Below are 24,344 nucleotides of genomic sequence, written 5' to 3' on the forward strand. Positions count from 1 at the left end.
CTCCTCGTGAGCGGCCGATTGGCCCTCATCCTACCAGTAGATGGCAACTTATTCGTCCATAAGTTCACACGGAAATTTCGAAGGGAATCCGAAAAATTCGCCAACTTGCACAAAATTTAATCAAGACTCTTGCGAAAGCGGACTATGGCCAGGGTCATCATCAGCGCGATAAACACCACCAGCGCCAGCCACTCCGGCCACAAATCAGACAGATCGGCACCGCGCAACATGATGCCTCGAATCAGGCGCAGGAAGTGGGTCAGCGGCAGTATCTCCGCCAGCCACTGCGCCGGCCTGGGCATACCATCGAAAGGGAACATGAATCCCGACAGCAGAATCGAGGGCAGGAATACAAAGAAGGTCATCTGCATTGCCTGGAACTGGGACTGCGCGCGGGTAGAGATCAACAACCCCATACTCAGGTTGGCGAGAATCAACAGCATTGCCGAACAGTAGACGTCCAATACACTGCCGCGGATCGGCACTTCAAACAGCAGCATGCCCAGCAGCAGAATCAGGCTGGTCTGGATCAGCCCGATAATCCCGTAGGGCAGCACCTTGCCCAGCATCAACTCGGCACGGCTTACCGGTGTGGCGATCAGCAGTTCCATATTGCCGCGCTCGCGCTCGCGCACAATAGCCACCGAGGTAAACATCACCATGGTCATGGTGAGGATGATGCCGATCAGGCCCGGCACGATATTGATCGCAGAAACCCGCTGCGGATTGTAGAAACTCACCACGCTGATTCGCGCCGCTGGCAATGGTACCGAGGACTGGCGCGGCTCCGCGGGTGTGTAAGCCAGCGGCATCTGCGCCAGTTGAATAGCGGCGCTCTGCACCACCGTATCGCTGCCGTCCACCAGTACCTGCACCACCTCGTCCCCGGTGGCGAGGCGGCGCTCGAAATCCTGCGGTATCACCACACCGACACTGATCTCGCCGCGACGCAGCATGTCCATCAGTTGCTGGGGGCTCTGCGCATTGGTCACCGGCTCGATCACGCCGGTGGCCAGCATATCCATCACCAGTTGGCGCGAGCCGCTGGTCAGCGCCTGATCGGCGATGGCGGTGGGCAGGTGGCGGAGATTCAAGTTGATGGCGTAGCCGAACAGAATCAGCTGCATGACCGGAATGCCGACAATCATTGCCAGGGTAATGTGGTCCCGGCGCAGCTGGCGCAGCTCCTTGATTACCACGGCCCACAGCCGGCGCCAGCTCACCTGGCCTCCCCGGTCAACTGGTCCACCGGGCGATTGGTGGCCGCGACAAATACGTCTTCGAGACTGGGCGCTATGGGCTGCACCGATGCACCGACACCCGCATCGGCAAAGGCTTGCTCGACGCGCGCGCCGCAGTCGCCGGATTCGTCGCACAGGACACGCAGGCTATTGCCTATCTGCGCCGCACTGAGTACACCGGGCACCTGCACCAAAACACCCTTCGCCTGGCGCGGCCGCTCCGCGCGCACCTCCAGGGTTCTACCGTCCAGAGCACCGGTCAATTCCGCCGGGCTGCCGTCCGCAACCAGGCGGCCGTGATCGAGAATCGCGAGACGGTGACAGCGCTCGGCTTCGTCCATGTAGTGGGAGGACACCAGGATAGACGTGCCGGCATCGGCCAGTTCGAACAGCTTCTCCCAGAAATCCCGGCGCGATTCCGGATCCACCGCGCTGGTTGGCTCGTCGAGAAACAGCAGCTCCGGTTTGTGGATCACGCTACCGGCCAGCGCCAGTCGCTGTTTTTGGCCACCACTCATGGTACCCGCCAACTGATCGGCGCGCCCGTCGAAATGATATTCGTGCAGCAGCTCATCCACCCGCTGCACCGCCTGATGTCGGGGCATGTCTTGCACGGCGGCGAGAAACTCCAGGTTTTCCCGCAGCGTGAGGTCCGCGAACAGGGAAAATTGCTGTGTCATATAACCGATGTGCCGCCGCAGCTCCTCCGCCTGCTCGGGAATGCGCAGGCCCAGCACTTCAATCTCGCCAGAAGTGGGCGTCAACAGGCCGCAGAGCATACGGATACTGGTGGACTTGCCGGACCCATTGGGGCCGAGGAAGCCGTATACCTGGCGGCGGGCGACGGTCAGATCCACATCGTCGACCGCGCGCAGCGCGCCGAAACACTTGGTCAGCCCGCGCGCGCGAATCGCGATATCGGCATCACCGGGCATCGGAACCATGTCCCTCGCCCGCGAACTCTGCACGCAGCGGCAGACCCGCGGGCAGATCGACCGCATCCACGCCGAGTTGGATTTCCGCCAGGTAGCTGAGCCGCGCCACGTCGTCGCCGGTCAGAGCGAAGTAGGGAGTGAAACTCGGTTCACTGCGAATCATGCGCACGCGACCGCCGAAGGGTTTCGCCATACCCTGGATGAAAACCTGCGCGCGATCACCGACTTTTATACCCGGCCGCAGCGGCTCCGGAATATAGACCCGCGCATAAGGGGTGTCGCCGACCAGCATGATGGCCAAAGGGCCGCCGACCGGCGCCTCGTCCCCCAGTTTGAACGGCAGGCTGTCCAGCAAACCGCCGCGCGGCGCCTGCAGTGTCAGCTTCTGCAGCACCACCGCCTGGGCTTCCGCCTGTGCCTCGGCCTGCGCCAGCGCGGCTTCGCCCTGCACGATTTCCTCGCTGCGCGTACCCCGCTGCAATTCCAGCAGCGCCGCCTGATCCGATTCCACCCGCGCGGACGCGGTATCCGCCGTCGCCTTCGCGCGATCGATATCCGCCTGGGAGATAAAGTCCTCCCCGCCCAGCTGGCGCAGGCGCTGATAGTTTTGGCGGGCATCCTTTTCCTCGGCGCGGGCGGCGGCGAGGCTGGCCCGGGCCCGCGCTATCTCCTCGCTGCGCGGCCCGTTTTCCAGCTCTTCCAGAGACGCCCTGAGTCGCGCCACCTCCGCCTGGGCTGCTGCTAACTGTGCGCGGGTGTTGCGGTCATCCAGTTGCAGCACTACCTGGCCGGCGTCGAGACGCTCACCTTCGCGAACATGCACGGCCACGATTTTCTCCGCCGCTGGCGCCAGCAGCGCTATCCGGTCCCATTCGAGCGTCCCCAGGGCGCGGTCGGGTCCGGGCTGACAGGCCGTGATTAAAGCGAACAGCAGTATCGAACACCGGGCAATAGCTTGCTGCAGTGCCGCGAACGGAAATAATTTCAGAAATGAATCCTTCATCAACTGACAAGGTCACCCCGAATTAACCCTCTCCCAAAACAACAGTGAGATTCTACTCACGCCATATTGTGAACCCCATGGATTCGAGCGTACCACTCCGCCGGGAATCTGGCGCGACATTTGGCCACTCCTTTGCAACCTGCCAATCCTAGATAAATCCGTTCAGAAATTACCCAAGCATTTTTGAAAATACCCAACCAGGACCGCCGCAAAAAAACTGAAAATCTGACGCTTATTTTCTAGAAACTGCATTATTAGCGTCTACACTCCAAACTAACTTCTTATCCAGTAAGTTATTAGACCTATTTTTACTAAGCGTAATCATAGAAGCCAGGCTAGCTTTCGCTAAGTGAACAGCAAAAGCCTGTTGGAAAATTTCCAACGCCACTGGCAAAAAGAATAGATCTTGATTCAGTTTTCCAGGCGTCTATCCAGATAAACAACATAGAGGTAAGACGTATATGCCGGTTCTCTTCTTCAGCAATTCCGGCCTTCACGGCGACTTGCTGTTTTCTCTGATTTCGGAGTCGCTTCCATTTAGCTGGGAGAAGGCGGAAACAGGAAAGCAGCGCCACTGCCTGCCGCATTACCGGGCAATCGTCATCGACTGCTGGCAGATAGGGATGAACTACGAGTCAAATCAGTTTTTCGCCTATCTAATGAGCCTTAACCATCCAAAGATACTCCTGATCAATTTTCCAGCAGACCTGTCTGCACATCTGGCGGAAAAATTAAGGCGGAAAAGCTTTCAGCTCGTCTGCGATGCGACAACCAATCAGGAAAACCTGATCAGAAGGCTCAACATGGCCATACAGAGCCCAGAGAGCAGCGCTAGAGAGGACCACCCGAACTCACTTCTCCTCACCAGGCGGGAACAGGAGATACTGACGCAGCTGACCAGCGGCGAACCAAACAGCGTGATCGCCATGAGACTGCACCTGAGCGAGCACACGGTAAAGAATCACATGTACAACATATTTCGGAAGATAGGCGTTAAAAACCGGCTCCAGGCGAGCAACTGGGCCAAGATGCACCTCCAGGCTGAGCGGGCATGAGACTGTCTGCGTTCGCATTCATACTGCTATCCACCCTGGCGTCAGCACAGGAAGCAGAGAGCGACAAGGACGTAAACGGCGGCGTCCTGGAAGATGAAAGCGTGCGTATCGAGGACGAAATCAGCGGCTTCAACATCGACCAGACCATAACCCGCACGGGCCACGACTTCGCCCGCTACATGAGTGAGTACCGCAACCTGCACTATCCGGACAGTGACTACAACCTGACGATCCACGAACGACCGTCCGCGCGCTGGGGAAATCTGATCTGGGTTACTTACAACGACAACATTGTGTTCCGGCGATTCATCAGCCCGAGCACGAACAATATCCAGCGGCTCGCGGAAGAGGCATCGAAACACATACACGAGATGGTGCTGCAGGAAAAACTGCGCAGTGCTCTGACCGACCATTTTGATATAGGCAAGGATGAACTCTGATGAAACCCACAAAACTGGCGGGGCTTATTGTCACCCCCGCCTTTTCCCTCGCCTCCGGACTCACGTGCGCCACTGAACTGATTTATGAGCCGGTGAACCCGAATTTTGGCGGCAACCCGCTGAACGGCGCCTATCTGTTGAATAACGCTCAGGCGCAGGACCGCCACAAGGATCCGGACCGCGAGGATTTAGGCTTCGAGCAACCCACTGCACTCGACAGATTCTCGGACTCCCTGGAAACCCGCCTTTTAAACCAGCTACTCACCGACGTAGGTAACGGCAACAGCGGGGAACTGGTCACCGATGACTTCATAGTTCAGATCGTGGACAACGACGGCGTACTGACCGTCTTGATCACCGATCGCAATACCGGCGACAAGAGTGAAATCATTGTTAGCGGACTCAATCCGACGAATTGATTACACGCAAATAATCGCAGGAGAAATAGGCAATGCGCAATGAAATAATAAGGCTTTCTTTGCCCGCACTGGCGATAATGATAACTCTGAGCGGCTGCACCGCAATAAAAAACACCGGTGACGCCCTGTTCGGTCCAGGCAGGAGCGAAGCGCAGCTTACGCCAAGAACCAGCACTTTCAGGGATCTGCTCAACTTACCCACACCAAAAGGCAAAATACTCGCTGCGGTATACAGCTTCCGAGACCAGACGGGACAGTATAAGCCCGCACCAAACAGTAGTTTCTCTACTGCCGTTACTCAAGGCGGCGCATCAATGCTAATGGATGTCCTGAACGAATCCGGGTGGTTTATCCCGCTGGAGCGAGAGGGACTGCAGAACCTGCTGACAGAACGCAAAATCATTCGTGCCGCACTGGCCAAACCTGACGCACCGGAGAATAATTTAGTACTACCCTCACTGGTCGCCGCCAACATTTTGCTTGAGGGCGGTATTGTTGCCTACGACACCAATATCAAAACTGGTGGCGCCGGTGCTCGATACTTTGGCATAGGTGTCGACGATCAGTACCGCGTTGACCAAGTTACCGTAAATTTACGAGCGATCGACATCCGGTCAGGCCAGATTCTGCACTCAGTTCTGACATCAAAAACCGTATACTCGAAAGCCATCAGTGCGGACGTCTATCGTTTCGTTTCGTTTCGTCGACTGCTCGAATTGGAAGCCGGAACCACAACCAACGAACCAGCGCAATTGGCAATGCTGTCCGCCATGGAGGCTGCGGTCATTCATTTGATCGGTGAGGGAATCATCAACAACTCATGGGCGCTGGCAAATCCGGAAGATATCAACAACCCGGTGTTACAGTATTACCTGAATGAAAGCACTTACATAATGTAACTGGCCGATCACCCAAGCTGGCAGCAGCGGGCCTGCGAATCCATTTTTGCAAGGAGACCGCGAAACCGGCAATAACTCACGGCTAAGAGGCCTATCCGATGAAGTCCTTACTTTACGCGGCCGTTTTCCGAATATCTATGGCCGCAGCCCTGACAGGCACGTCAATGATGAATGTCCGGGCCGCAGACATGGACAATGAGTCGGAGCTTTCCGGCGGCAGCGAGTTGGATTTCACTAATGTCATTTCCGTAGCCAATCTGGCGCTCATTCATCAAGAAGGCAATCTAAACCAAGTGGACGGCCGGCAATACGGGCTTTTGAATTCGCTGTCCGTCCTGCAGAGCGGCCATAGAAACATTTTGTCTGTCGTTCAGGCAGGCGACGAGAACTCGGTGATTTCCCGCCAGCAAGGTGACGCCAATATAGCCGGACTGATTCAGGTCGGTTTTGAAAACTCGATTTACCTCGACCAATTAGGATTTGGGAATAAAGCGGGGATAACCCAATACGGTATACAGAACTCCGCCTCGGTAAATGAGATAGGCTTTTTTCACGATGTCAGCATCTATCAGAGTGGCAATGGTTTACATACGGCCGTCACAGTGAAGGGCGCTTCGACGAAAACCATCGTCACTCAAATCGATTGAGAGTGATCAGCCCATGCCGCAATTCGTGAAAATATCAAAGTTTGCCGCCTTGACTTTGACGCTTGTTACAAGCGGCGCGGTCGTGGCGCAAAACAACAGTGCCCAGCAACAGCAGCTGGGAGAAGACAATAGCGTCTACGGCGAACAAGGCGGCAGCTCCAACTCCGCCGAAACCAGCCAGATCAACGAGTTCGACAGTAAAATTGAACAGATACAAGATGGCTGGCTGAATAGAAGCAGTGCCCTGCAATTCGACGGAGCCACCAACAGCGCGGTTATTTACCAGACTGGCCTACTCAACGAGGCCTCAAGCCTGCAAGCGACAACCATAGCTACCAACGCAATAATCCGCCAGCGGGGTTTCAGCAATACTGCGGAAACTACCCAGATCGCAGGTGTGAGCAGCTCTGTATCCATTGATCAGCGCGGCCTGTTCCACAATGCGGCAGTCGCCCAAACCGGCAGCTTTCACTCGGAAGCATACGCAATCCAGGAGGGCACCGACAGCGACATCGATGTCGTGCAGTCCGGTGCCGGGCACTTTTCCAGCACAGCCCAGCAAGGTGCGTTCAACCGGGCAGCCACGGCGCAGGACGGCTATGGCCAGGAATCCGATATCGCCCAGAGCGGCTTTGCCAACGGCGCCAATGTGGATCAGGACGATTGGCACAACAGCGCAACTGTCACTCAGCACGGTTACTTCAACAGGGTTGACATCATGCAGTACGGCGCCTTTGGTATGGGCGGCAGCCACCTGTCCATCATCAGCCAATCTGGCGGCCAGAATGAAACGGCGATTATCCAGAGCGGCTTTTCTTCTACTGCGATTGTGACCCAGTCAGGCAGTGGTAACGCGGTATCTTTGCTGCACTAGCAGTCCGGGCAAGACACGCCGACATTAGCTCCTGCTGCGCCTGCACCAACGATCCTGTCGGTGGTGCTACACCACCTACTGTCGACTAATGGCACCTTCAGCATCGCATTTCCCTTCCCCCCCGATTACCTCCCCAAAAAACGGCTGATCAAAAATCGAACTTTTTTCCTAGATTTTCGACACTTCCCTCCTATAGCGACCTCCCGGTTAAGCGGTAAGACTCAATACAACTTCAGAACACTTTTTAACCATTAAGAACAAAGCTTGCCCGGAATGATTATTAAGTATTCACAAGCGTCTTCTGTCACTACTCAAATCTGCCCGGTAAAGTCGGGGATGGCGGCGGGCAGCGCGTTCGCTGCAATGCACGCGGGCAGCGACGGAGATGCTATCCGGCGGGCTCAGGCCGGAATTGTCCACCAGGGGTTTGGTGCAGGAGCCCCCCAGGCAGGATCAATGAGCACTAATTACAGCGTGGACGTTTACCGTCAAGGAAATGAACTGCAATCGCCGTAATCCAACGTGGCGCTGGGATGAGCGCCAACGTAAATCAGTAAGCAGTATGAGAAGTACTGATTCCTTTTAACGTCTGACTTAAGTAAAGGAGCAACTCATGAAGACGTTTAAACCTCTAGCAGCAGCAGTACTATTGGCAGCCAGCAGCAGTGTTCTGGCCGCGAACTTGGGTATCCAAGCCCAGGCAGGTTTTGGCAACTTCCAGGATCTCGACCAGTCTGGTCCCGGTGTCGACAACAACCTGACTATCCAGGCCCAGCTCGGCAACCTGAACTTTCAGCTTGCCGATCAGGACGATGGTGAAAACAACAGCGCCATCTTCCAGGTCCAGGTTGGGGCATTCAATTTTGCCGATACCCTGCAGTCGGGCGGTGCCGGCAACACGGCATTTTCCCTGCAACTGGGTACCGGAAACGTAGCACTGACAAACCAGGTGACCCAGTTTGGCAGCACTGCGACGGTCCTCCAGTTCGGCGGTCCCCTCAACGTCGCCAGTATCAATCAGGTCCTGGGCATCGCAAATGACGCTTTCGTCATCCAGGCAGGCGCATTCAACGATGCCGACATCAATCAGGTGCTGAGCCTCGGTAGCAACTCCTTCATCGGCCAGTTTGGTGACGGCAACGACGCTACCAGCAACCAGGTGGCCACCCTCGCCACCGACTCCGTCATCCTGCAGTTTGGCGAAGACAACATGGCGACGCACAACCAGGTCCTCGCCTTAGGTTCCGATGCATGGAGCCTGCAGTTTGGAGAAGACAACGTGTCCAACATCAATCAGGTGTTGAGTCTCGGTGACACTGCGGTCAACCTCCAAATCGGTGAAAGCAACACGTCCACGATTAACCAGTTTTTTAGCGTGGGCAGTTTTGCCGCAACCGTGCAGTTCGGCGATGGCAACATCCACACCACCACCCAGATTGGCGCCTTCGAGAACGCTTTTGCGCTTCAGATCGGCGACAACAATGTCGGTGTTATCACCCAGTAAATTCATTTCGTGAGTCCAGACCCGGGCGGCCCTTGCGGCCGCCCTTTTTATAGGAATCACTGCAGGATCCAAAAGTCCAATGGGCAGACTGGAGCTGATGCAAATGGATTCGTAGCGGCGAATAGCAGAATAGTAAAAGGGGCAATACCGGGACGCCAAACGTGCGTCACGACGGCTAACGAAATTGCTTCTGTCGCGGCAAGCCAACCGTCAATCGGAATAGAAAAGGGCGGCCAAATGCCGCCCTGGTTTTTCTGCAGGAAGTGTAAATGAATTACAGGTGCTGCACCGCGTCGATTTCGTACTCCACCGCGCCTGACGGCGTCTGCACCACGACGACATCGCCCACTTCCTTGCCGATCAGCGCGCGGGCGATGGGTGAATTTACCGAGATCTTCTGGTTTTTCACGTCCGCCTCGTCGTCGCCGACAATCTTGTAGGTCACTTCCCGGTCGTCGTCGATATGGATAATGGTGACGGTGGTGCCGAAGATGACCTTGTCGCCGGGCTCAATCGTCTTCACATCGATGACCAGGGCGTGCGACAGCTTGCCCTCGATCTCCTGGATGCGCCCCTCGATAAAGCCCTGCTTTTCACGCGCGGCGTGGTACTCGGCGTTTTCTTTCAGGTCGCCGTGCTCACGCGCTTCGGCGATCGCCTGGACAACGGCCGGACGCTCGATCTTCTTCAGCCTCTCCAGCTCGGCGCGCAGGGCCTCCTCGCCCTCGACGGTCATTGGTACCCGGTTCAATGTGGAACCTCCAATTTTTTTTACTAAAAAGCCAGGCTGCGCCCTCTTTTCTGCAATTCAGGGGCGAAACCCGGTCGGTGTTTCAGAGTTTGATTTTGCCAGTAGGAGCGGCCGTTGGCCGATTGTGTGCTCCATGCACAATCGGCATTCCCGCCATCCATGGCGGTTGCCGCGATCGATATCGGGGTTTCCCCATAGTCCGATCGCGGCCAACGGCGGATGGCCGCCCCGCCGCTCCTACGAAAGGCGCCAGCCTTAATCCGGCAGCTTCACCACGCGCTGGTGCAGGTCCTGCAATCGGCGCACCTTGAGCGGTTCGCCCTGCTGCATGGCCAGGGCCATGGCCTTGGCAGCGGCCAGCGTGGTGGTGTAGCACACCTGGTGATTCTCCGCACTGCGGCGGATATCGGCGGAATCGCGAATGGCCTGGCGTCCCTCGGTGGTATTGACCACCAGTACAATCTCGTCGTTTTTGATCATATCGACGATATGCGGGCGACCCTCGCTCATCTTGTTGACGGTTGTAACGGGAATATCGCTGTCTTGCAAGACCTTGGCGGTACCGCGGGTGGCCACCAGCTCGAAACCGGTGTTCACCAGGTCCCGTGCCACGCCCACCACGGCCGGCTTGTCGAAATCGCGCACCGAGATAAACACGCGCCCGGACTCCGGCAGCTTGTCGCCGGCCGCCAGCAGACTCTTGTCGAAGGCCTCGGCGAAGGTCTCGCCCACGCCCATCACCTCGCCGGTGGATTTCATCTCCGGGCCGAGGATCGGGTCCACTTTCGGGAACTTGTTGAACGGGAATACGGACTCCTTGACGGAGAAGTAATCCGGCACGATTTCCTTGGTGAAGCCCTGCTCGGCCAGGCTGATGCCCGCCTGACAGCGCGCCGCCACCTTGGCCAGTGAAGTGCCGATGCACTTGGACACGAAGGGCACGGTGCGGGACGCGCGCGGGTTCACCTCGATCACGTAGACCTCGCCGTCCTGGTAGGCCAGCTGGGTGTTCATCAGGCCGACCACGCCCAGTTCGCGCGCCATCGCTTTCACCTGCTCGCGCATCTTGTCCTGCACATCGGACGGCAGACTGTAGGGCGGCAACGAACAGGCGGAGTCGCCGGAGTGCACGCCGCACTGCTCGATATGCTGCATGATGGCGCCGATCACCACATCCTGACCGTCAGATACCGCGTCGATATCCACCTCGATGGCCGCGTTGAGGAAGTTATCCAGCAGCACCGGCGCGTCGTCGGACACCTGCACCGCCTCTTTCATGTAATTCAGCAGCTCGTCTTCCTTGTAGACGATCTCCATGGCGCGGCCGCCGAGCACGTAGGAGGGGCGCACCACCAGCGGGTAGCCCACATCCTTGGCCGCCAGTACCGCCTCGGACACGGAGCGGACGATGGCGTTCTTCGGCTGCTTCAGGCCCAGGCGCATGATCATCTGCTGGAAGCGCTCGCGGTCCTCGGCGCGGTCGATCTGCTCCGGCGTGGTGCCGATGATCGGCACGCCCTCGGCGGCCAGGTAGCGCGCCAGGTTCAGCGGCGTCTGGCCACCGAACTGCACGATCACGCCCTCCGGCTTTTCCTTGCGCACGATTTCCAGCACGTCCTCGAGGGTGACCGGCTCGAAGTAGAGGCGGTCGGAGGTGTCGTAGTCGGTGGAAACCGTCTCCGGGTTACAGTTGACCATGATGGTCTCGTAACCCTCCTCGCGCATCGCCAGCGCGGCGTGCACGCAGCAGTAGTCGAACTCGATGCCCTGGCCGATGCGGTTGGGGCCGCCGCCGAGCACCATGATCTTCTTCTTGTCGGACGGGTTGGCCTCGCACTCCTCGTCGTAAGTCGAGTACATATAGGCGGTGCTGGTGGCGAACTCGGCCGCGCAGGTGTCGACGCGCTTGTAGGCCGGGAAGACGCCCAGCTTGTGGCGGAACTCGCGCACGGTTTTCTGGCTGACACCGAGCAGGTCGGCGAGGCGCTTGTCGGAGAAACCCTTGCGCTTCAGGTAGCGCATCTGCTCTGCCGTCAGCGCCGACATCGGCAGCGACTTGAGCGGCTGCTCGATCTTCACCAGTTCCTCGATCTGCACCAGGAACCAGGGATCGATGGCGGACAGCTCGTAGACCTGTTCGACACTCATGCCCATGCGGAAGGCATCGGCCACATACCAGATGCGCTCGGCGCCGGGCACGGAAAGCTCGCGGCGCAGACGCTCCTCGGCGCCGTCTTCGCTCGGGTCGATCTTGCTCTCGAGACCGAAACTGCCGACTTCCAGGCCGCGCAGGGCCTTCTGCATGGACTCCTGGAAAGTGCGGCCGATGGCCATCACCTCGCCCACGGACTTCATCTGGGTGGTTAGGCGCGCGTCCGCCTCGCCGAATTTCTCGAAGGTGAAGCGCGGGATCTTGGTGACCACGTAATCGATGGTCGGCTCGAAAGAGGCCGGCGTGGCGCCGCCGGTGATGTCGTTCTGCAGCTCGTCCAGCGTGTAGCCGACCGCCAGCTTGGCGGCGACCTTGGCGATCGGGAAGCCGGTGGCCTTGGAGGCCAGTGCGGAGGAGCGGGACACCCGCGGGTTCATCTCGATGATCACCATGCGGCCGGTCTCGGGGCAGACGCCGAACTGTACGTTGGAGCCGCCGGTCTCCACACCGATCTCGCGCAATACCGCGACGGAGGCGTTGCGCATCAGCTGGTATTCCTTGTCGGTCAGGGTCTGCGCCGGGGCCACGGTGATGGAGTCACCGGTGTGCACCCCCATCGGGTCGAAGTTCTCGATCGAGCAGACGATGATGCAGTTGTCGTTCTTATCGCGAACCACCTCCATCTCGTACTCTTTCCAGCCCAGCAGGGATTCGTCGATCAGCAATTCGTTGGTGGGCGACAGGTCGAGGCCGCGCTTGCAGATCTCCTCGAACTCCGGCCAGTTGTAGGCCACACCGCCACCGGAGCCGCCCATGGTGAAGGACGGGCGGATGATGACCGGGAAACCGAACTCCTCCGGTACCTTCTTCGCCTCCTCCAGCGTGTGAACGATTTTCGCGCGCGGGGTCTCGAGGCCGATGGCCTTCATGGCCTTGTCGAACAGGTCGCGGTCCTCGGCCTTCTCGATGGCATTCTTGTCGGCGCCAATCAGCTCGACATTGAACTTGTTCAGGATGCCGTTCTTGTCCAGGTCGAGCGCGCAGTTGAGCGCTGTCTGGCCACCCATGGTCGGCAGTATCGCGTCCGGGCGCTCCTGTTCGATGATCTTGGCAACCGTCTTCCACTCCACCGGCTCGATATAGGTGGCGTCGGCCATGGCCGGATCGGTCATGATGGTGGCCGGGTTGGAGTTCACCAGGATCACCCGGTAGCCCTCCTCGCGCAGCGCCTTACAGGCCTGGGCACCGGAATAGTCGAACTCGCAGGCCTGGCCGATCACGATGGGGCCGGCGCCGATAATCAGAATACTTTGGATATCTGTGCGTTTTGGCATCTTTCTTCCGTTTCACACCGGCCTGTTACCGGTAGGTCTCTTAATCTTGTGGTCGACTCGCCGCGGCGGCGCGCCCCGGTCTCAGCGGCGCTGTTGCATCAGCTCGATAAACTCGTCGAACAGCGGCGCCATATCGTGTGGGCCCGGGCTGGCTTCCGGGTGCCCCTGGAAGCTGAACGCCGGCTTGTCCTTCAGGCGAATGCCTTGCAGTGTGCCGTCGAACAGGGACTTGTGGGTCACTTCCACGTTGGCCGGCAGCGAGTCGGCATCCACCTCAAAGCCGTGGTTCTGCGCGGTGATCATCACCTGGCCGCCGCGCAGATCCTGTACCGGGTGGTTGCCGCCGTGGTGGCCGAATTTCATTTTCAGCGTGCGGCCGCCGACCGCCAGGCCGAGCAGCTGGTGCCCGAGGCAGATACCGTAGGTCGGAATGCCCACCTCGAGGAATTCCCTGATCGCGGCAATGGCGTAGTCGCAGGGCTCCGGGTCGCCGGGGCCGTTGGACAGGAAGATGCCGTCGGGGTTGAGGGCCAGGGCCTCGGCAGCCGGCGTCTCGGCCGGCACCACGGTGACATCGCAGCCGCGGTCCACCAGCATGCGCAGGATGTTGCGCTTCACCCCGAAGTCATAGGCCACCACCTTGAAGGGCTGTTCCGGCGCCGGCTTGTGACCTTTGCCCAGCTCCCAGCTGCCCTCGTTAAACGGGTAGCTCTGCTTGGTGGAGACCACCTTGGCCAGGTCCATGCCCTTGAGGCCGGCGAACTCACGCGCCTTCGCCAGCGCCGCGTCCAGGTCAGCCTCTTTGCTAACCGAGTCGCCGGCGACGATGCAGCCGCTCTGGGCGCCCTTGTCGCGCAGCAGGCGGGTCAGGCGGCGGGTGTCGATATCGGCGATACCGACGATATTGCGCTCGCGCAGGTAGTCCTCCAGCGACTGCTCGTTGCGGAAGCTGCTGGCCAGCAGCGGCAGGTCGCGGATCACCAGCCCCGCCGCCCAGATCTCCGCGCACTCCTCGTCTTCCGAGTTGGTGCCGGTGTTGCCGATATGGGGGTAAGTCAGGGTCACTATCTGGCGGGCGTAGGAGGGATCGGTCAGGATTTCCTGATAGCCGGTCATCGAGGTATTGAACACTACCTCGCCAACGGAACTGCCGTGAGCGCCGATCGCGCGCCCTTCGAAGACGCTGCCGTCTGCCAGTACCAGCAAGGCGGGAGTCGTACTCGGCATAAAGTTTTGGGGCTTGGAGGCCTCAGGCGTGGGGACAGCTTTAGTCAAATTGATCTCCAATCTTCAGAACTGCTTCCGGGCGGGGGTTTGTGAGCAGGGCGCGCGCAAATCGCGCTAACCAGCGGCGCGCCAATTCCAGCGGCACACCTGTGCCAACGGTGCGCCTATAAAAAAGCGAGATGAAACTCCGCAGCTTCATCTCGCTTTCTTGAATTTGTTCACGCGCGGCTCTCACACTGTGGCCGGCACTTGCCGCCGGCATCGAAGGGCTTTATGCAGCGCGACTCGATCTCGCGAAGCCAGCCCAAACCGGGCGCAGATTCTACGCGAAATGGCTCGCTCGCGCCAGTGCAAAAATGCGCCAATGGCGCCAGCCTGCGGCGGTCAGTTCAGCTTGCGGCTCTCAGTCCAGCTTGCGGCTCAGGCGGAACAGGCTGTTGCCCATCTTCAGCTCCGCCCGGTCCAGCATGGTCTTGTTCAGCTGCAGGGCCACGCCGCCCCCGCTGTCGACAAATTCGATCATACCGCCGGTGGCGGCGAACCTCTCCGCATCGCTCACCGTCAGCACCGGGAAGAACTCGAGTGCTCCGACCGCTTTCACCAGGCTGGACCGCTCCATTTCGCCCAGGACGAGAATCTGGCAGCTGCGGGCGCGCATCAGTTCGCCCTGCTTGACGCTTTCCAGCTCCACGCGCCGGCCATTGATCCGCTGGTGTTTCAGCCGCTCCGCCAGAGGTGCCTGCAGGCTGTCCCCGCCCATGACACAGATGCGAAAAGGGGCGTCGGTGCCGGTAAACGCCTCGATCGGCCACTGCAGGTGATAGGCGAAGTGGACTATGTAGTCCACCATCACCCGCCGCCCGACTTCCGAGTCGGACAGCTGTGCCGATGCCGGCGCACTGGTCACGACCAGTACAATCGCCAGCACCGCCAGGTGCGAAAGCGCCAGTGCCAGGTTGTTCAGTAAGCAACGCAATCGGTGCGTTTTCATGCCGCTTCAAGCCTTACGGTATACACCATCTGGCCACCGCGCGCGGGCAGGCATCCTCGCGCCCGCGCATTCCACCATCCATGGCAGACAGTATCGGGAATTTGGGGCTCAATAACCGGAAGAGCCCGCCGAGGTCAACGCAGCGCCGGATACAGGGTCCGGCTACTTCCGAAGGTTAGTCTCGGCGGGACGGCATGGCCAAGCGGCGGCCAAGGTGGAGGCGCCAGGCGGAGGGACGAGCGTACCGTTTCGCGTTTGTTTGATGGCGCTTCTGGCGAGCCGCGGCCGGCGCCCGCCCGGCACAGGCCGTCGGGGCGCCAGGGTCCACAGGGCAGTCGCGAACGCCGCGGGTCAGCCCTTCGGCTGCGGCACTATCCGCAGATAGGGCTTGGGCGCCTTCCAGCCCTGCGGGAACTTCTCCCGCGCGGCTTCGTCGGAGACCGACGGCACTATGATCACGTCCTCGCCCTGTTTCCAGTTCACCGGCGTTGCCACCTGGTGCCTGGCGGTCAGCTGGCACGAGTCGAGCAGACGCAGCACCTCGTCGAAATTACGGCCGGTGCTCATCGGGTAGGTGAGCATCGCCTTGACCCTCTTGTCCGGCCCAATCACGAACACCGAGCGGACGGTGGCATTGTCGGCCGCGGTGCGCGCCTTTGCACCGCTGGCATTGGGGTGGATCATGTCATAGAGCTTGGCGACTTTGAGATCCGGGTCGCCGATCAGCGGATAGTTGACCGCGTGGCCCTGGGTCTCCTCGATATCGCCGACCCAGTCCTGGTGATCGCTGACCGGATCGATACTCAGGCCGATGATCTTGCAGTTGCGCTTGTCGAATTCGGGCTTGAGCCGGGCCATGTAGCCGAGCTCGGTGGTGCAGACCGGGGTGAAGTCCTTCGGGTGGGAAAACAGTATCGTCCAGCTGTCGCCGATCCACTGGTGAAATTGCAGGGGGCCCTCGGTGGTGTCGGCGGTGAAATCCGGGGCCTCGTCGCCGATTCTTATGGCCATGGCAGCGCTCCTCAAGGTTGCGGGTGAAGTTCCGCCCTAGTTATAGACGAGCGCCCGCCCGGCACTAGTGCCTGTAGCGTTCCCGGCGCTCGCTGGAACCGCATTGCCGGCAAGCAGCGCATTGCCGGGCGCCAAATCCCGATGACCTGGTCGCCGCCGAGGCCGCTTGCGGGCGCCCGCCCGCACCTAGTCGGCCGACAGCTCGTTCGCCACTCTGATCGTGGAGCGCCATTTCAGCGCTTTCTCGATCGAGACGATCATGGCGCCGGCGACATCTTTGCGCGTGGCGCTCTCAATACCCTCGAGGCCCGGTGAGGAATTCACCTCCAGCAGCAGCGGCCCTTTCTTGGAGCGGATGATGTCCACGCCGGCCACCTTCAGCCCCAACACCCTGGCCGACTTGATCGCCAGGCGCTTTTCCTCCGCCGTCACCTTCACCACCGACGCTGTGCCCCCCTGGTGGATATTGGCGCGGAATTCCCCCGGCGCCGCCTCCCGCTGGATGGATGCCACTACCTTGCCGTCGATCACGAACAGGCGCAGATCCTTGCCCTGGGCCTCTTTGATGAATTCCTGCACCAGCAGGTTGGCCTTCAGCGACTTGAAGGCGTTGATCACCGATTCACCGGCCTTGCGCGTCTCGGCCAGCACCACGCCCCGGCCCTGGGTGCCCTCCAACAGTTTCACAATCAGCGGCGCGCCACCGACCATCTCGATCAGTTCGTTGGTATCCACCGGCGAGTTGGCAAACCCCGAGGTGGGGATGTTCAGGCCGTTCTGCTGCAGCAGCTGCAGTGAAAACAGCTTGTCCCGCGATTGGCCGATCGCCGCCGAGCCGTTCAGCGCAAAGACGCCGAGGCTCTCGAAGTGGCGGGTGAGTGCACAGCCATAGAAAGTCTGGCTGGGGCGAATGCGCGGAATCACCGCATCCAGATTGTTGAGGATGCGACCATCCCGGTAGTGCACTTCCGGCTCGTTCGGATCCAGTTTCATGTAGCACTGGCGGATATCCAGGAAGCTCATGCGGTGACCGCGCTCGGCACCCGCCTCCATGATGCGCTGGTTGCTGTAGAGGTCCGGGTTGGACGCGAGCAGGCCGATGCGCAGGCCGGTGCCGGCCATATGGTGCTCATCGCGGTAATACTCTTCCAGCTGGCTGGGGGGCATTTCGCCCAGGCAGAAGCTCTCCGACGGGTCCACCATCATGCGCCCGAGCATCGCCTCGCGCCCGAGCAGCATCCGGTAGCCCATGCTGTCGCGGTTGGTCAGCGTCAGTTCGATATCCCAGACGCTGCCGCCGATCGACAGGGAGGTGCGGATTACCGGGCGCTTTTCGCTGTCGCCCGAGGAACTGCGCACCGTGCGCTTGTCCAGCAGGCGCGCCTCACAGCGCACAGACGGCCGGCGCAGGTGCTGCAGCGGGTGCGCCTCAAAGCTCACCCAGGGTTCCCCGTCGCGCTTGAATGTCTGGATGTTATAGGCGTGCAGACAGGAGGTCTTGGCTCCCGAATCCACCCGCGCCTTGATCGCGGGAATCCCCAGCGCGGGGAAACTGCACCACTCTTCGCTGCCGACGATTAATTTCTTTTCCAACACCTGCTCCTCAAAGAGTTTTGCGCTTGGCAGGCTGTTGAAAAATGCATTTCCAACAGCCTGCGGACCCGAACACTGAGGTTCGAGCCGCAAATCGAGCACCTAAGTACTCGATTTGTCGTGGAGGGTTTACGGACATGCGCCGTAGACCCGGGGCGAAAAAGGGCACAGAAGGCCCTTTTTCTACAACCTGTCAGCCCTTCAGGCCCAGCACGTCGCGCATATCGTAATGTCCCGGCCAGCGGTCGCCCGCCAGCCAGAGCGCCGCGCGCACCGCGCCGCGGGCGAAGGCCAGGCGGCTGCTGGCCTTGTGGGTGATCTCCACCCGCTCGCCATCCGCGAGGAACATCACCGTGTGATCGCCAACCACATCGCCGCCGCGCACGGTGGCGAATCCGATGGTGTCGCGCTCGCGCGCGCCGGTCTGCCCCTCGCGCCCGAAAACCGCCACTTGCGACAGGTCCCGGCCCAGGGTATCCGCCACCACTTCGCCCATGCTGAGCGCCGTACCGGAGGGCGCGTCCACCTTGTGGCGGTGATGCGCCTCGACGATTTCGATGTCCGCGTCGCCGCCCAGTACGCGCGCGGCGGTTTCCAGCAGGTTAAAGCACAGGTTCACGCCCGTGGAAAAATTGCTGGCCAGACACAGAGGCACTTTCTGTGCCCGCGATAGCAGCTCGGCTTTCTGCTTCGTATCGAAACCGGTGGTGCCGATCACCATCGGGCGCCCGTGGTCGGCACACCAGGCCGCATTTGCCAGCGTGGCCGCCGGCGCGGTGAAATCGATCAGCACATCGAAGTCGGCAGCTTCCAGGCTGTCGACGATCGCGAGCCCGTTGCGCCCGAGCCCCGCGACCTCTCCGGCGTCTGCGCCGACCAGGCTGGAGCCCGGGCGCACTATCGCCGCCGTCAGCTCGGCCATGTCCGACTGTGCCACCGCCTCTGCGAGGGCTCGCCCCATGCGCCCGCCGAATCCCGTTATCGCTATTTTTACCGCCATCCTGCTCTCTCCTGCCCGCCCCCGATAAAGCCGCGGATTCTAACCGCGACCAACGCCGCGGCATAGGTTTAGGGAACAATCAGGAAAGATGCAAGGGTAGACCGATGGGCGCGCGGCGACTCGAACAATTGAAGCAGGGCTGGCGGGACCTGCAATCCGCACGCTCGGGCCCGGAGCAGGCTGTGGCCAATCCGGGCGCCCGGTGCCACCGACTCAGGCCGGGGGCGGCCACCAGCCGCCACATTCATCGTGCCGGGAAATAAGGAGCCGCCGATGCATAACCAAGCGGTCGGGTCATCGATCAACTGCATTGCTTGTCACTGCTAATCTTTATGCAAGTAGGTGACTGGAGCGCCCGCATGAAAGTATTCGCGCGCCCGGGCAATATCGCCCGTTTCATGGCTTTTCTGTTTTTGATCAGCGTGTTGTTCTGCGCACTGCAATTGAGCGCAGCGGACGAAGATACCGGGGACGACTTCTGGGAAAAATATGACGACATCACCGACTGGGTGACGCTGCGCCTGAAGTTGACCCCTGAACAGGAGGAGTCTGTCCTGCCCACCATCAGCCAGGGTTTCGAGCGCCGCCTCGAACTTTTGGAACGATACGGCTTTAGCCCCAACAAGAAGCGCCCAAAACTGAGCCGCGTCCAAAAAGAGGAAATTGACGCGAAAATGCTCGCGATCGGCGCCGACACCCGGGCCAGGCTGGTGCCAATACTGAATGAGAAACAGCTGGAGGAACTGAAGAAAATCCAGCGGGAATTTCATCGGGATTTCCGCCACCGACTCTTCAGGGACAAACTCTAATTCCTCCGCCGGAAGCTACGACGGAAAAACGAAAAAGCGGCCCACAGGCCGCTTTTTCGTTGTTGTGTTTGCCGCTTACCCGCCGCTAAAGCTTCATGTCCCCGAAAAAGTTCTTCACCCCCTCGAACCAGCCGGTCTGACGCGGCGAATTCTTCTTTTCACTCAGGGTATTGGCGAACTCCTCCAGCAGTTCCTTCTGCTTGCCGGACAGGTTGACTGGCGTCTCCACCACCACGCGGCACAGCAGGTCGCCCGTGGCGCCGCCGCGCACCGGGGTGACACCCTTGCCGCGCAGGCGGAACAGCTTGCCGGTCTGGCTCTCGGCCGGGATCTTCAGCTTGACCTTGCCATCCAGCGTCGGCACTTCCAGCTCGCCGCCCAGGGCGGCGGTGGCAAAGCTGATCGGCACTTCGCAGTAGAGGTTCTTGCCGTCCCGCTGGAACAGTTCGTGCTCCTTCACCACCACCTGCACGTACAGATCGCCGGGTGGCCGGCCGTCGGGCCCCGCCTCGCCCTCGCCGGACAGGCGGATGCGGTCACCGGTATCCACGCCCGGCGGCACCTTGACCGACAGGGTCTTGGTCTCCTCCACCCGGCCTCGACCGTGACAGCTGCCACAGGGGTCGGAAATGATGGTGCCGCGGCCGCGACAGTTCGGACAGGTCTGCTGCACCGAGAAGAAGCCCTGCTGCATGCGCACCTGGCCGATACCGCCACAGGTGCCGCAGGTCTGCGGTGAGGTGCCCGGTTTGGCGCCGGAGCCGTGGCAGGTATTGCAGGAGGCAAGGGTGGGCACGCGGATCTTGACGGTGGTACCGCGCACCGCGTCCTCCAGGTCCAGCTCCAGGTCGTAGCGCAGGTCGGAACCTCTGGCCGGCCCGCTGCGGCGGCCACCGCCGCCGAAGATGTCGCCGAACACGTCGCCGAAGATATCGGAAAAGCCGCCGAAACCGCCAGCGCCGCCGCCCATCTGGCCCTCGACGCCGGCGTGGCCGAACTGGTCGTAGGCCGCTTTCTTCTGCGGATCGGACAGCACTTCGTAGGCCTCGTTGGCCTCCTTGAACTTGTTCTCCGCATCTTTGTCGTCCGGGTTGCGGTCCGGGTGGAATTTCATCGCCACCCGGCGGTAGGCCTTTTTCAGTTCTACTTCTGTAGCACTCCGCTCGACGCCGAGGACTTCGTAATAATCGCGTTTCGACATATCAATGTGGTCTCTGGTCCGGCGCGCTGGCCGGCCAAACTCTGTTCTTTTGCTTTCCTGTCCCTAACCATACCCCCGGGCCCCTCCCGATCCGGGGTAACCGCCGCCCGTGTTTCCGAAGAAATCGGTCGGCGGAACTGAAACAACACAGGGCGCGGGCCTTCTGGAAACGGCGCCGCGCCCTCGAGTGCTTGCGAAGGGAGGCCCCGGCGGGGCCCCGTCTCAGGAATGTAAGCGAATGCTTACTTGTCTTCCTTCTTGTCTTCCTTCACTTCTTCGAACTCGGCATCCACCGCGTCGTCGCCACCGGACGGCTGCTCCGCCTGCCCGCCGGCCGCGCTCTCGGCGTCGCCCGCGGCCTGGGCGGCCTGCTCGGCGTACATCTTCTGCGCCAGCGGGCCGGAAGCCTCGGTCAGTTTATTGGTGGCCGCTTCCATCGCCGCCTTGTCGTTGCCCTTGACCGCTTCCTCCGCTTCGGCGATGGCCGCCTCGATGGCGGATTTCTCGTCAGCGGTGGCCTTGTCGCCGGCCTCTTCCAGGGTTTTCTTGGTCGCGGAGATCAGGCCGTCGAGAGTGTTGCGCGTATGCACCAGCTCTTCGAATTGCTTGTCCGCCTCGGCATTGGCCTCGGCGTCCGCCACCATCTTCTCGATCTCCTCTTCGGACAGGCCAGAGGAGGCCTTGATCACGATGGACTGTTCCTTGCCGGTGGCCTTGTCCTTCGCGTGCACGTGCAGAATACCGTTGGCATCGATATCGAAGGTCACCTCGATCTGCGGCACGCCCCGCGGCGCCGGCGGGATATCAGTCAGATCGAAGCGGCCCAGGGACTTGTTCTGGGACGCCTGCTTGCGCTCGCCCTGTACCACGTGAATGGTGACCGCCGTCTGGTTGTCTTCCGCGGTGGAGAAGGTCTGCGACTTCTTAGTCGGGATAGTGGTGTTCTTGTCGATCAGCGGTGTGGCCACGCCGCCCATGGTCTCGATACCCAGGGTCAGCGGAGTCACGTCCAGCAGCAGTACGTCCTTCACGTCACCGCCCAGTACGGCGCCCTGAATGGCGGCGCCCATGGCAACGGCTTCATCCGGGTTGACGTCCTTGCGCGGCTCTTTGCCAAAGAATTCGGTCACCTTCTGCTGCACCAGCGGCATGCGGGTCTGGCCGCCGACCAGGATAACGTCGTCCACGCCGGACGCCGCCAGGTCCGCGTCCTGCAGCGCGATCTTCACCGGCTCGATGGTGCGGGCCACCAGATCCTCCACCAGGCTTTCCAGCTTGGCGCGGGTCAACTTCACCACCAGGTGCTTCGGACCTGTGGCGTCGGCGGTGATGTAGGGCAGGTTCACCTCGGTCTGCTGGCTGGAGGACAGCTCGATCTTGGCCTTCTCCGCCGCCTCTTTCAGGCGCTGCATCGCCAGCGGGTCGCCTTTCAGGTCGATGCCCTGCTCTTTCTTGAACTGCTCTGCCAGGTGGTCGATCAGGCGCAGGTCGAAGTCCTCGCCGCCGAGGAAGGTGTCGCCGTTGGTGGACAGCACTTCGAACTGCATTTCACCGTCGACGTCGGCGATTTCAATAATGGAGATATCGAAGGTACCGCCGCCCAGGTCGTAGACGGCCACAGTGCGGTCGCCGCCCCGCTTGTCCAGACCGTAGGCCAGCGCCGCGGCGGTGGGCTCGTTGATGATGCGTTTCACGTCCAGACCGGCGATGCGGCCGGCATCCTTGGTGGCCTGGCGCTGGGAGTCGTTGAAGTAGGCCGGCACGGTGATGACCGCGGCATCGACCTTCTCGCCCAGATAGTCCTCGGCGGTCTTCTTCATCTTTTTCAGCACTTCGGCGGAGATCTGCGGCGGAGCCATTTTCTTGCCGCGCACTTCCACCCAGGCATCGCCGTTGTCCGCCTCGACGATCTTGTAGGGCACCATCTTGATGTCCTTCTGCACCACATCGTCCTTGAACTTGCGGCCGATCAGGCGTTTCACCGCGAACAGGGTGTTCTGTGGATTGGTCACCGCCTGGCGCTTGGCGGACTGGCCCACCAGGATTTCGCCGTCCTCGGTGTAGGCGACGATGGAGGGCGTCGTGCGATCGCCCTCGGCGTTCTCGATCACGCGCGCCTTGTCACCCTCGAGCACAGCGACACAGCTGTTGGTGGTACCCAGGTCGATGCCGATTATCTTTCCCATCTGTTAAATCCTCACTTGCTTGCGCGCCGCCTGCCCTGTCGGCGACCGTCGCGCGGTTAGATTCTGATGTCAGCTATATTGGTGCCGGCCCGGTGATTTCAAGGGCGGCTCCGCAAAACGCCTACGGGGCACAGGATGTGTCCTGCGCAAATCAGCCAGCGTCAGGCTGATTTGACGAGAACCGGGTGCGGATATGCGCCGCGCCCGGCGCGCTTTGATTCATTCAGGACGAATGAATCAAAGCTAAGAGAGCGCCTTGCTCACGACCACCAGCGCCGGGCGCACCAGGCGGCCGTTAAGGCGGTAGCCTTTCTGAAATACGTCCAGGACGGTGTTCGGCTCCACATCGCCGCTGGGCACCTGGGTCATGGCCTGGTGCAACTCGGGATCGAAGGGCTCGCCCACCGGATTCAGCACTTCCACCGAGTATTTCCCCAGCGTGTCGATAAAGGCCTTATGGGTCAGCTCTATGCCTTCCACTATCGCCTTGTTGGCCTCGTCCCCCGCGTCGATCGAGGACAGGGCGCGCTCCAGGTTGTCCACGACCGGCAGCAAATCCTGCAGCAGCTTCTCCACCGCGAACTTGTGCGCCTTCTCCACGTCCTGCTGGGCGCGGCGGCGGGCGTTCTGCGCCTCCGCCTGGGCGCGCATTGCCATGTCCTTCTGCAGGGCCAGCTGCTCCTGCAGCCTGACGATATCCTCGTGCAGGGCGTGGGCGGTTTCGGGTTCGGCGTGCAAGACCTCCTCGGCATGGCGCCGCTCTTCTGCGCTGGGCTCCTCAATCTCGACGGACACCGGCTCTTCCCCGATCGGGGTGTGCTCATCGGTCAGCGCCTCCGGGTGTACGCCCTCTTTCCCCTGCGCCGAGGGCTCTCCCCCCTGAGCTGAGGGCTCTTCAATCTGATCTTCTTCGCTGCGCTCTCTGGCCACTGCTCTCTCCGTCGCGTCGACTGTCAGTTAATTGGATACTCGCCCGCCGCACGGGCAATGCAGACCTATATGGGGCCTACCCCACACAGTTCAAGTGGGTTTACTGCAGCGGTTATTCACAGCAGCATAGTGTGCCGCTGCC

General features: G+C 60.6%; 21 protein-coding genes. 8 read left to right on the forward strand and 13 right to left on the reverse strand.

Features of this window, described 5'->3' with window-relative positions; genetic code table 11:
• Positions 1-116: 116 nt before the first annotated feature.
• The 3 genes from RRF64_RS08205 to RRF64_RS08215 are packed head-to-tail and all read right to left on the reverse strand — an operon-like array spanning position 117 to position 3,179.
• Positions 117-1,223, reverse strand: a complete 1,107-nt coding sequence (locus RRF64_RS08205; protein ID WP_323845349.1) for an ABC transporter permease — start codon at positions 1,221-1,223, stop codon at positions 117-119.
• On the reverse strand, positions 1,220-2,185 hold the full coding sequence (locus tag RRF64_RS08210) for an ABC transporter ATP-binding protein (RefSeq protein ID WP_323845350.1): 966 nt from the start codon (positions 2,183-2,185) through the stop codon (positions 1,220-1,222). Before RRF64_RS08210 ends, RRF64_RS08205 begins: the two co-directional genes overlap by 4 nt.
• Positions 2,166-3,179 carry an HlyD family secretion protein gene (locus RRF64_RS08215; RefSeq protein ID WP_323845351.1) on the reverse strand — a complete coding sequence of 338 codons (1,014 nt, stop codon included), beginning with the start codon at positions 3,177-3,179 and terminating at the stop codon, positions 2,166-2,168. The genes RRF64_RS08210 and RRF64_RS08215 overlap by 20 nt, the downstream gene beginning before the upstream one ends.
• 461 nt (positions 3,180-3,640) lie before the next feature.
• Here RRF64_RS08215 and RRF64_RS08220 point away from each other — a divergent pair, with 461 nt between their 5' ends.
• The 7 genes from RRF64_RS08220 (at position 3,641) to RRF64_RS08250 (ending at position 9,017) form a co-directional block, all read left to right on the forward strand.
• A complete protein-coding gene (locus RRF64_RS08220; protein ID WP_323845352.1) occupies positions 3,641-4,234 on the forward strand; it encodes a helix-turn-helix transcriptional regulator in 594 nt (197 codons plus the stop codon).
• Positions 4,231-4,674: a CsgE family curli-type amyloid fiber assembly protein gene (locus RRF64_RS08225; RefSeq protein ID WP_323845353.1), complete on the forward strand. Its 444-nt coding sequence runs from the start codon at positions 4,231-4,233 to the stop codon at positions 4,672-4,674. Before RRF64_RS08220 ends, RRF64_RS08225 begins: the two co-directional genes overlap by 4 nt.
• Entirely contained in the window at positions 4,674-5,093 is a 420-nt protein-coding gene (locus RRF64_RS08230; protein WP_323845354.1) for a curli assembly protein CsgF, read from the forward strand. Before RRF64_RS08225 ends, RRF64_RS08230 begins: the two co-directional genes overlap by 1 nt.
• Positions 5,094-5,125: 32 nt before the next feature.
• Positions 5,126-5,992, forward strand: a complete 867-nt coding sequence (locus RRF64_RS08235) for a CsgG/HfaB family protein (RefSeq protein WP_323845355.1) — start codon at positions 5,126-5,128, stop codon at positions 5,990-5,992.
• 137 nt (positions 5,993-6,129) lie between these two features.
• Positions 6,130-6,639, forward strand: a complete 510-nt coding sequence (locus RRF64_RS08240; RefSeq protein WP_323845356.1) for a hypothetical protein — start codon at positions 6,130-6,132, stop codon at positions 6,637-6,639.
• Between the two features lie 13 nt (positions 6,640-6,652).
• Entirely contained in the window at positions 6,653-7,513 is an 861-nt protein-coding gene (locus RRF64_RS08245; protein ID WP_323845357.1) for a hypothetical protein, read from the forward strand.
• A gap of 613 nt (positions 7,514-8,126) precedes the next feature.
• Entirely contained in the window at positions 8,127-9,017 is an 891-nt protein-coding gene (locus RRF64_RS08250; protein ID WP_323845358.1) for a hypothetical protein, read from the forward strand.
• Between the two features lie 274 nt (positions 9,018-9,291).
• Here the strand turns inward: RRF64_RS08250 and greA are convergent, their stop codons facing one another.
• The 7 genes from greA to dapB all read right to left on the reverse strand — a co-directional run bounded on the left by greA (position 9,292) and on the right by dapB (position 19,076).
• Positions 9,292-9,768, reverse strand: a complete 477-nt coding sequence (gene greA, locus RRF64_RS08255) for a transcription elongation factor GreA (protein WP_323845359.1) — start codon at positions 9,766-9,768, stop codon at positions 9,292-9,294.
• Positions 9,769-10,023: 255 nt separating this feature from the next.
• The gene (gene carB / locus RRF64_RS08260) at positions 10,024-13,254 is read right to left on the reverse strand and encodes a carbamoyl-phosphate synthase large subunit (protein ID WP_323845360.1); all 3,231 of its coding nucleotides are present in this window, start codon (positions 13,252-13,254) and stop codon (positions 10,024-10,026) included.
• A gap of 81 nt (positions 13,255-13,335) precedes the next feature.
• Positions 13,336-14,481, reverse strand: coding sequence for a glutamine-hydrolyzing carbamoyl-phosphate synthase small subunit (gene carA, locus RRF64_RS08265; protein WP_323845607.1), 1,146 nt, complete (start codon positions 14,479-14,481; stop codon positions 13,336-13,338).
• A gap of 403 nt (positions 14,482-14,884) precedes the next feature.
• A complete protein-coding gene (locus RRF64_RS08270; RefSeq protein WP_323845361.1) occupies positions 14,885-15,472 on the reverse strand; it encodes a YfiR family protein in 588 nt (195 codons plus the stop codon).
• Between the two features lie 351 nt (positions 15,473-15,823).
• Positions 15,824-16,483, reverse strand: coding sequence for a peroxiredoxin (locus tag RRF64_RS08275; RefSeq protein WP_323845362.1), 660 nt, complete (start codon positions 16,481-16,483; stop codon positions 15,824-15,826).
• 186 nt (positions 16,484-16,669) lie between these two features.
• The gene (gene rimK, locus RRF64_RS08280; protein WP_479691292.1) at positions 16,670-18,076 is read right to left on the reverse strand and encodes a 30S ribosomal protein S6--L-glutamate ligase; all 1,407 of its coding nucleotides are present in this window, start codon (positions 18,074-18,076) and stop codon (positions 16,670-16,672) included.
• Positions 18,077-18,269: 193 nt separating this feature from the next.
• Positions 18,270-19,076 carry a 4-hydroxy-tetrahydrodipicolinate reductase gene (dapB, locus tag RRF64_RS08290; RefSeq protein ID WP_323845363.1) on the reverse strand — a complete coding sequence of 269 codons (807 nt, stop codon included), beginning with the start codon at positions 19,074-19,076 and terminating at the stop codon, positions 18,270-18,272.
• A gap of 359 nt (positions 19,077-19,435) precedes the next feature.
• On the opposite strand from dapB, the gene RRF64_RS08295 reads away from it, so the two are divergent.
• Complete coding sequence (locus RRF64_RS08295) at positions 19,436-19,885, forward strand: hypothetical protein (protein ID WP_323845364.1); 450 nt, start codon at positions 19,436-19,438, stop codon at positions 19,883-19,885.
• Between the two features lie 85 nt (positions 19,886-19,970).
• On the opposite strand, the gene dnaJ is transcribed toward RRF64_RS08295, so the two are convergent.
• The 3 genes from dnaJ to grpE all read right to left on the reverse strand — a co-directional run bounded on the left by dnaJ (position 19,971) and on the right by grpE (position 24,202).
• Positions 19,971-21,086, reverse strand: coding sequence for a molecular chaperone DnaJ (gene dnaJ, locus RRF64_RS08300; RefSeq protein WP_323845365.1), 1,116 nt, complete (start codon positions 21,084-21,086; stop codon positions 19,971-19,973).
• Between the two features lie 242 nt (positions 21,087-21,328).
• Positions 21,329-23,272, reverse strand: a complete 1,944-nt coding sequence (dnaK, locus tag RRF64_RS08305; protein WP_323845366.1) for a molecular chaperone DnaK — start codon at positions 23,270-23,272, stop codon at positions 21,329-21,331.
• Positions 23,273-23,515: 243 nt separating this feature from the next.
• Positions 23,516-24,202 carry a nucleotide exchange factor GrpE gene (gene grpE / locus RRF64_RS08310; protein WP_323845367.1) on the reverse strand — a complete coding sequence of 229 codons (687 nt, stop codon included), beginning with the start codon at positions 24,200-24,202 and terminating at the stop codon, positions 23,516-23,518.
• Positions 24,203-24,344 lie beyond the last annotated feature (142 nt).

The organism is Microbulbifer magnicolonia (assembly GCF_035117725.1).
Taxonomy (GTDB): domain Bacteria; phylum Pseudomonadota; class Gammaproteobacteria; order Pseudomonadales; family Cellvibrionaceae; genus Microbulbifer; species Microbulbifer magnicolonia.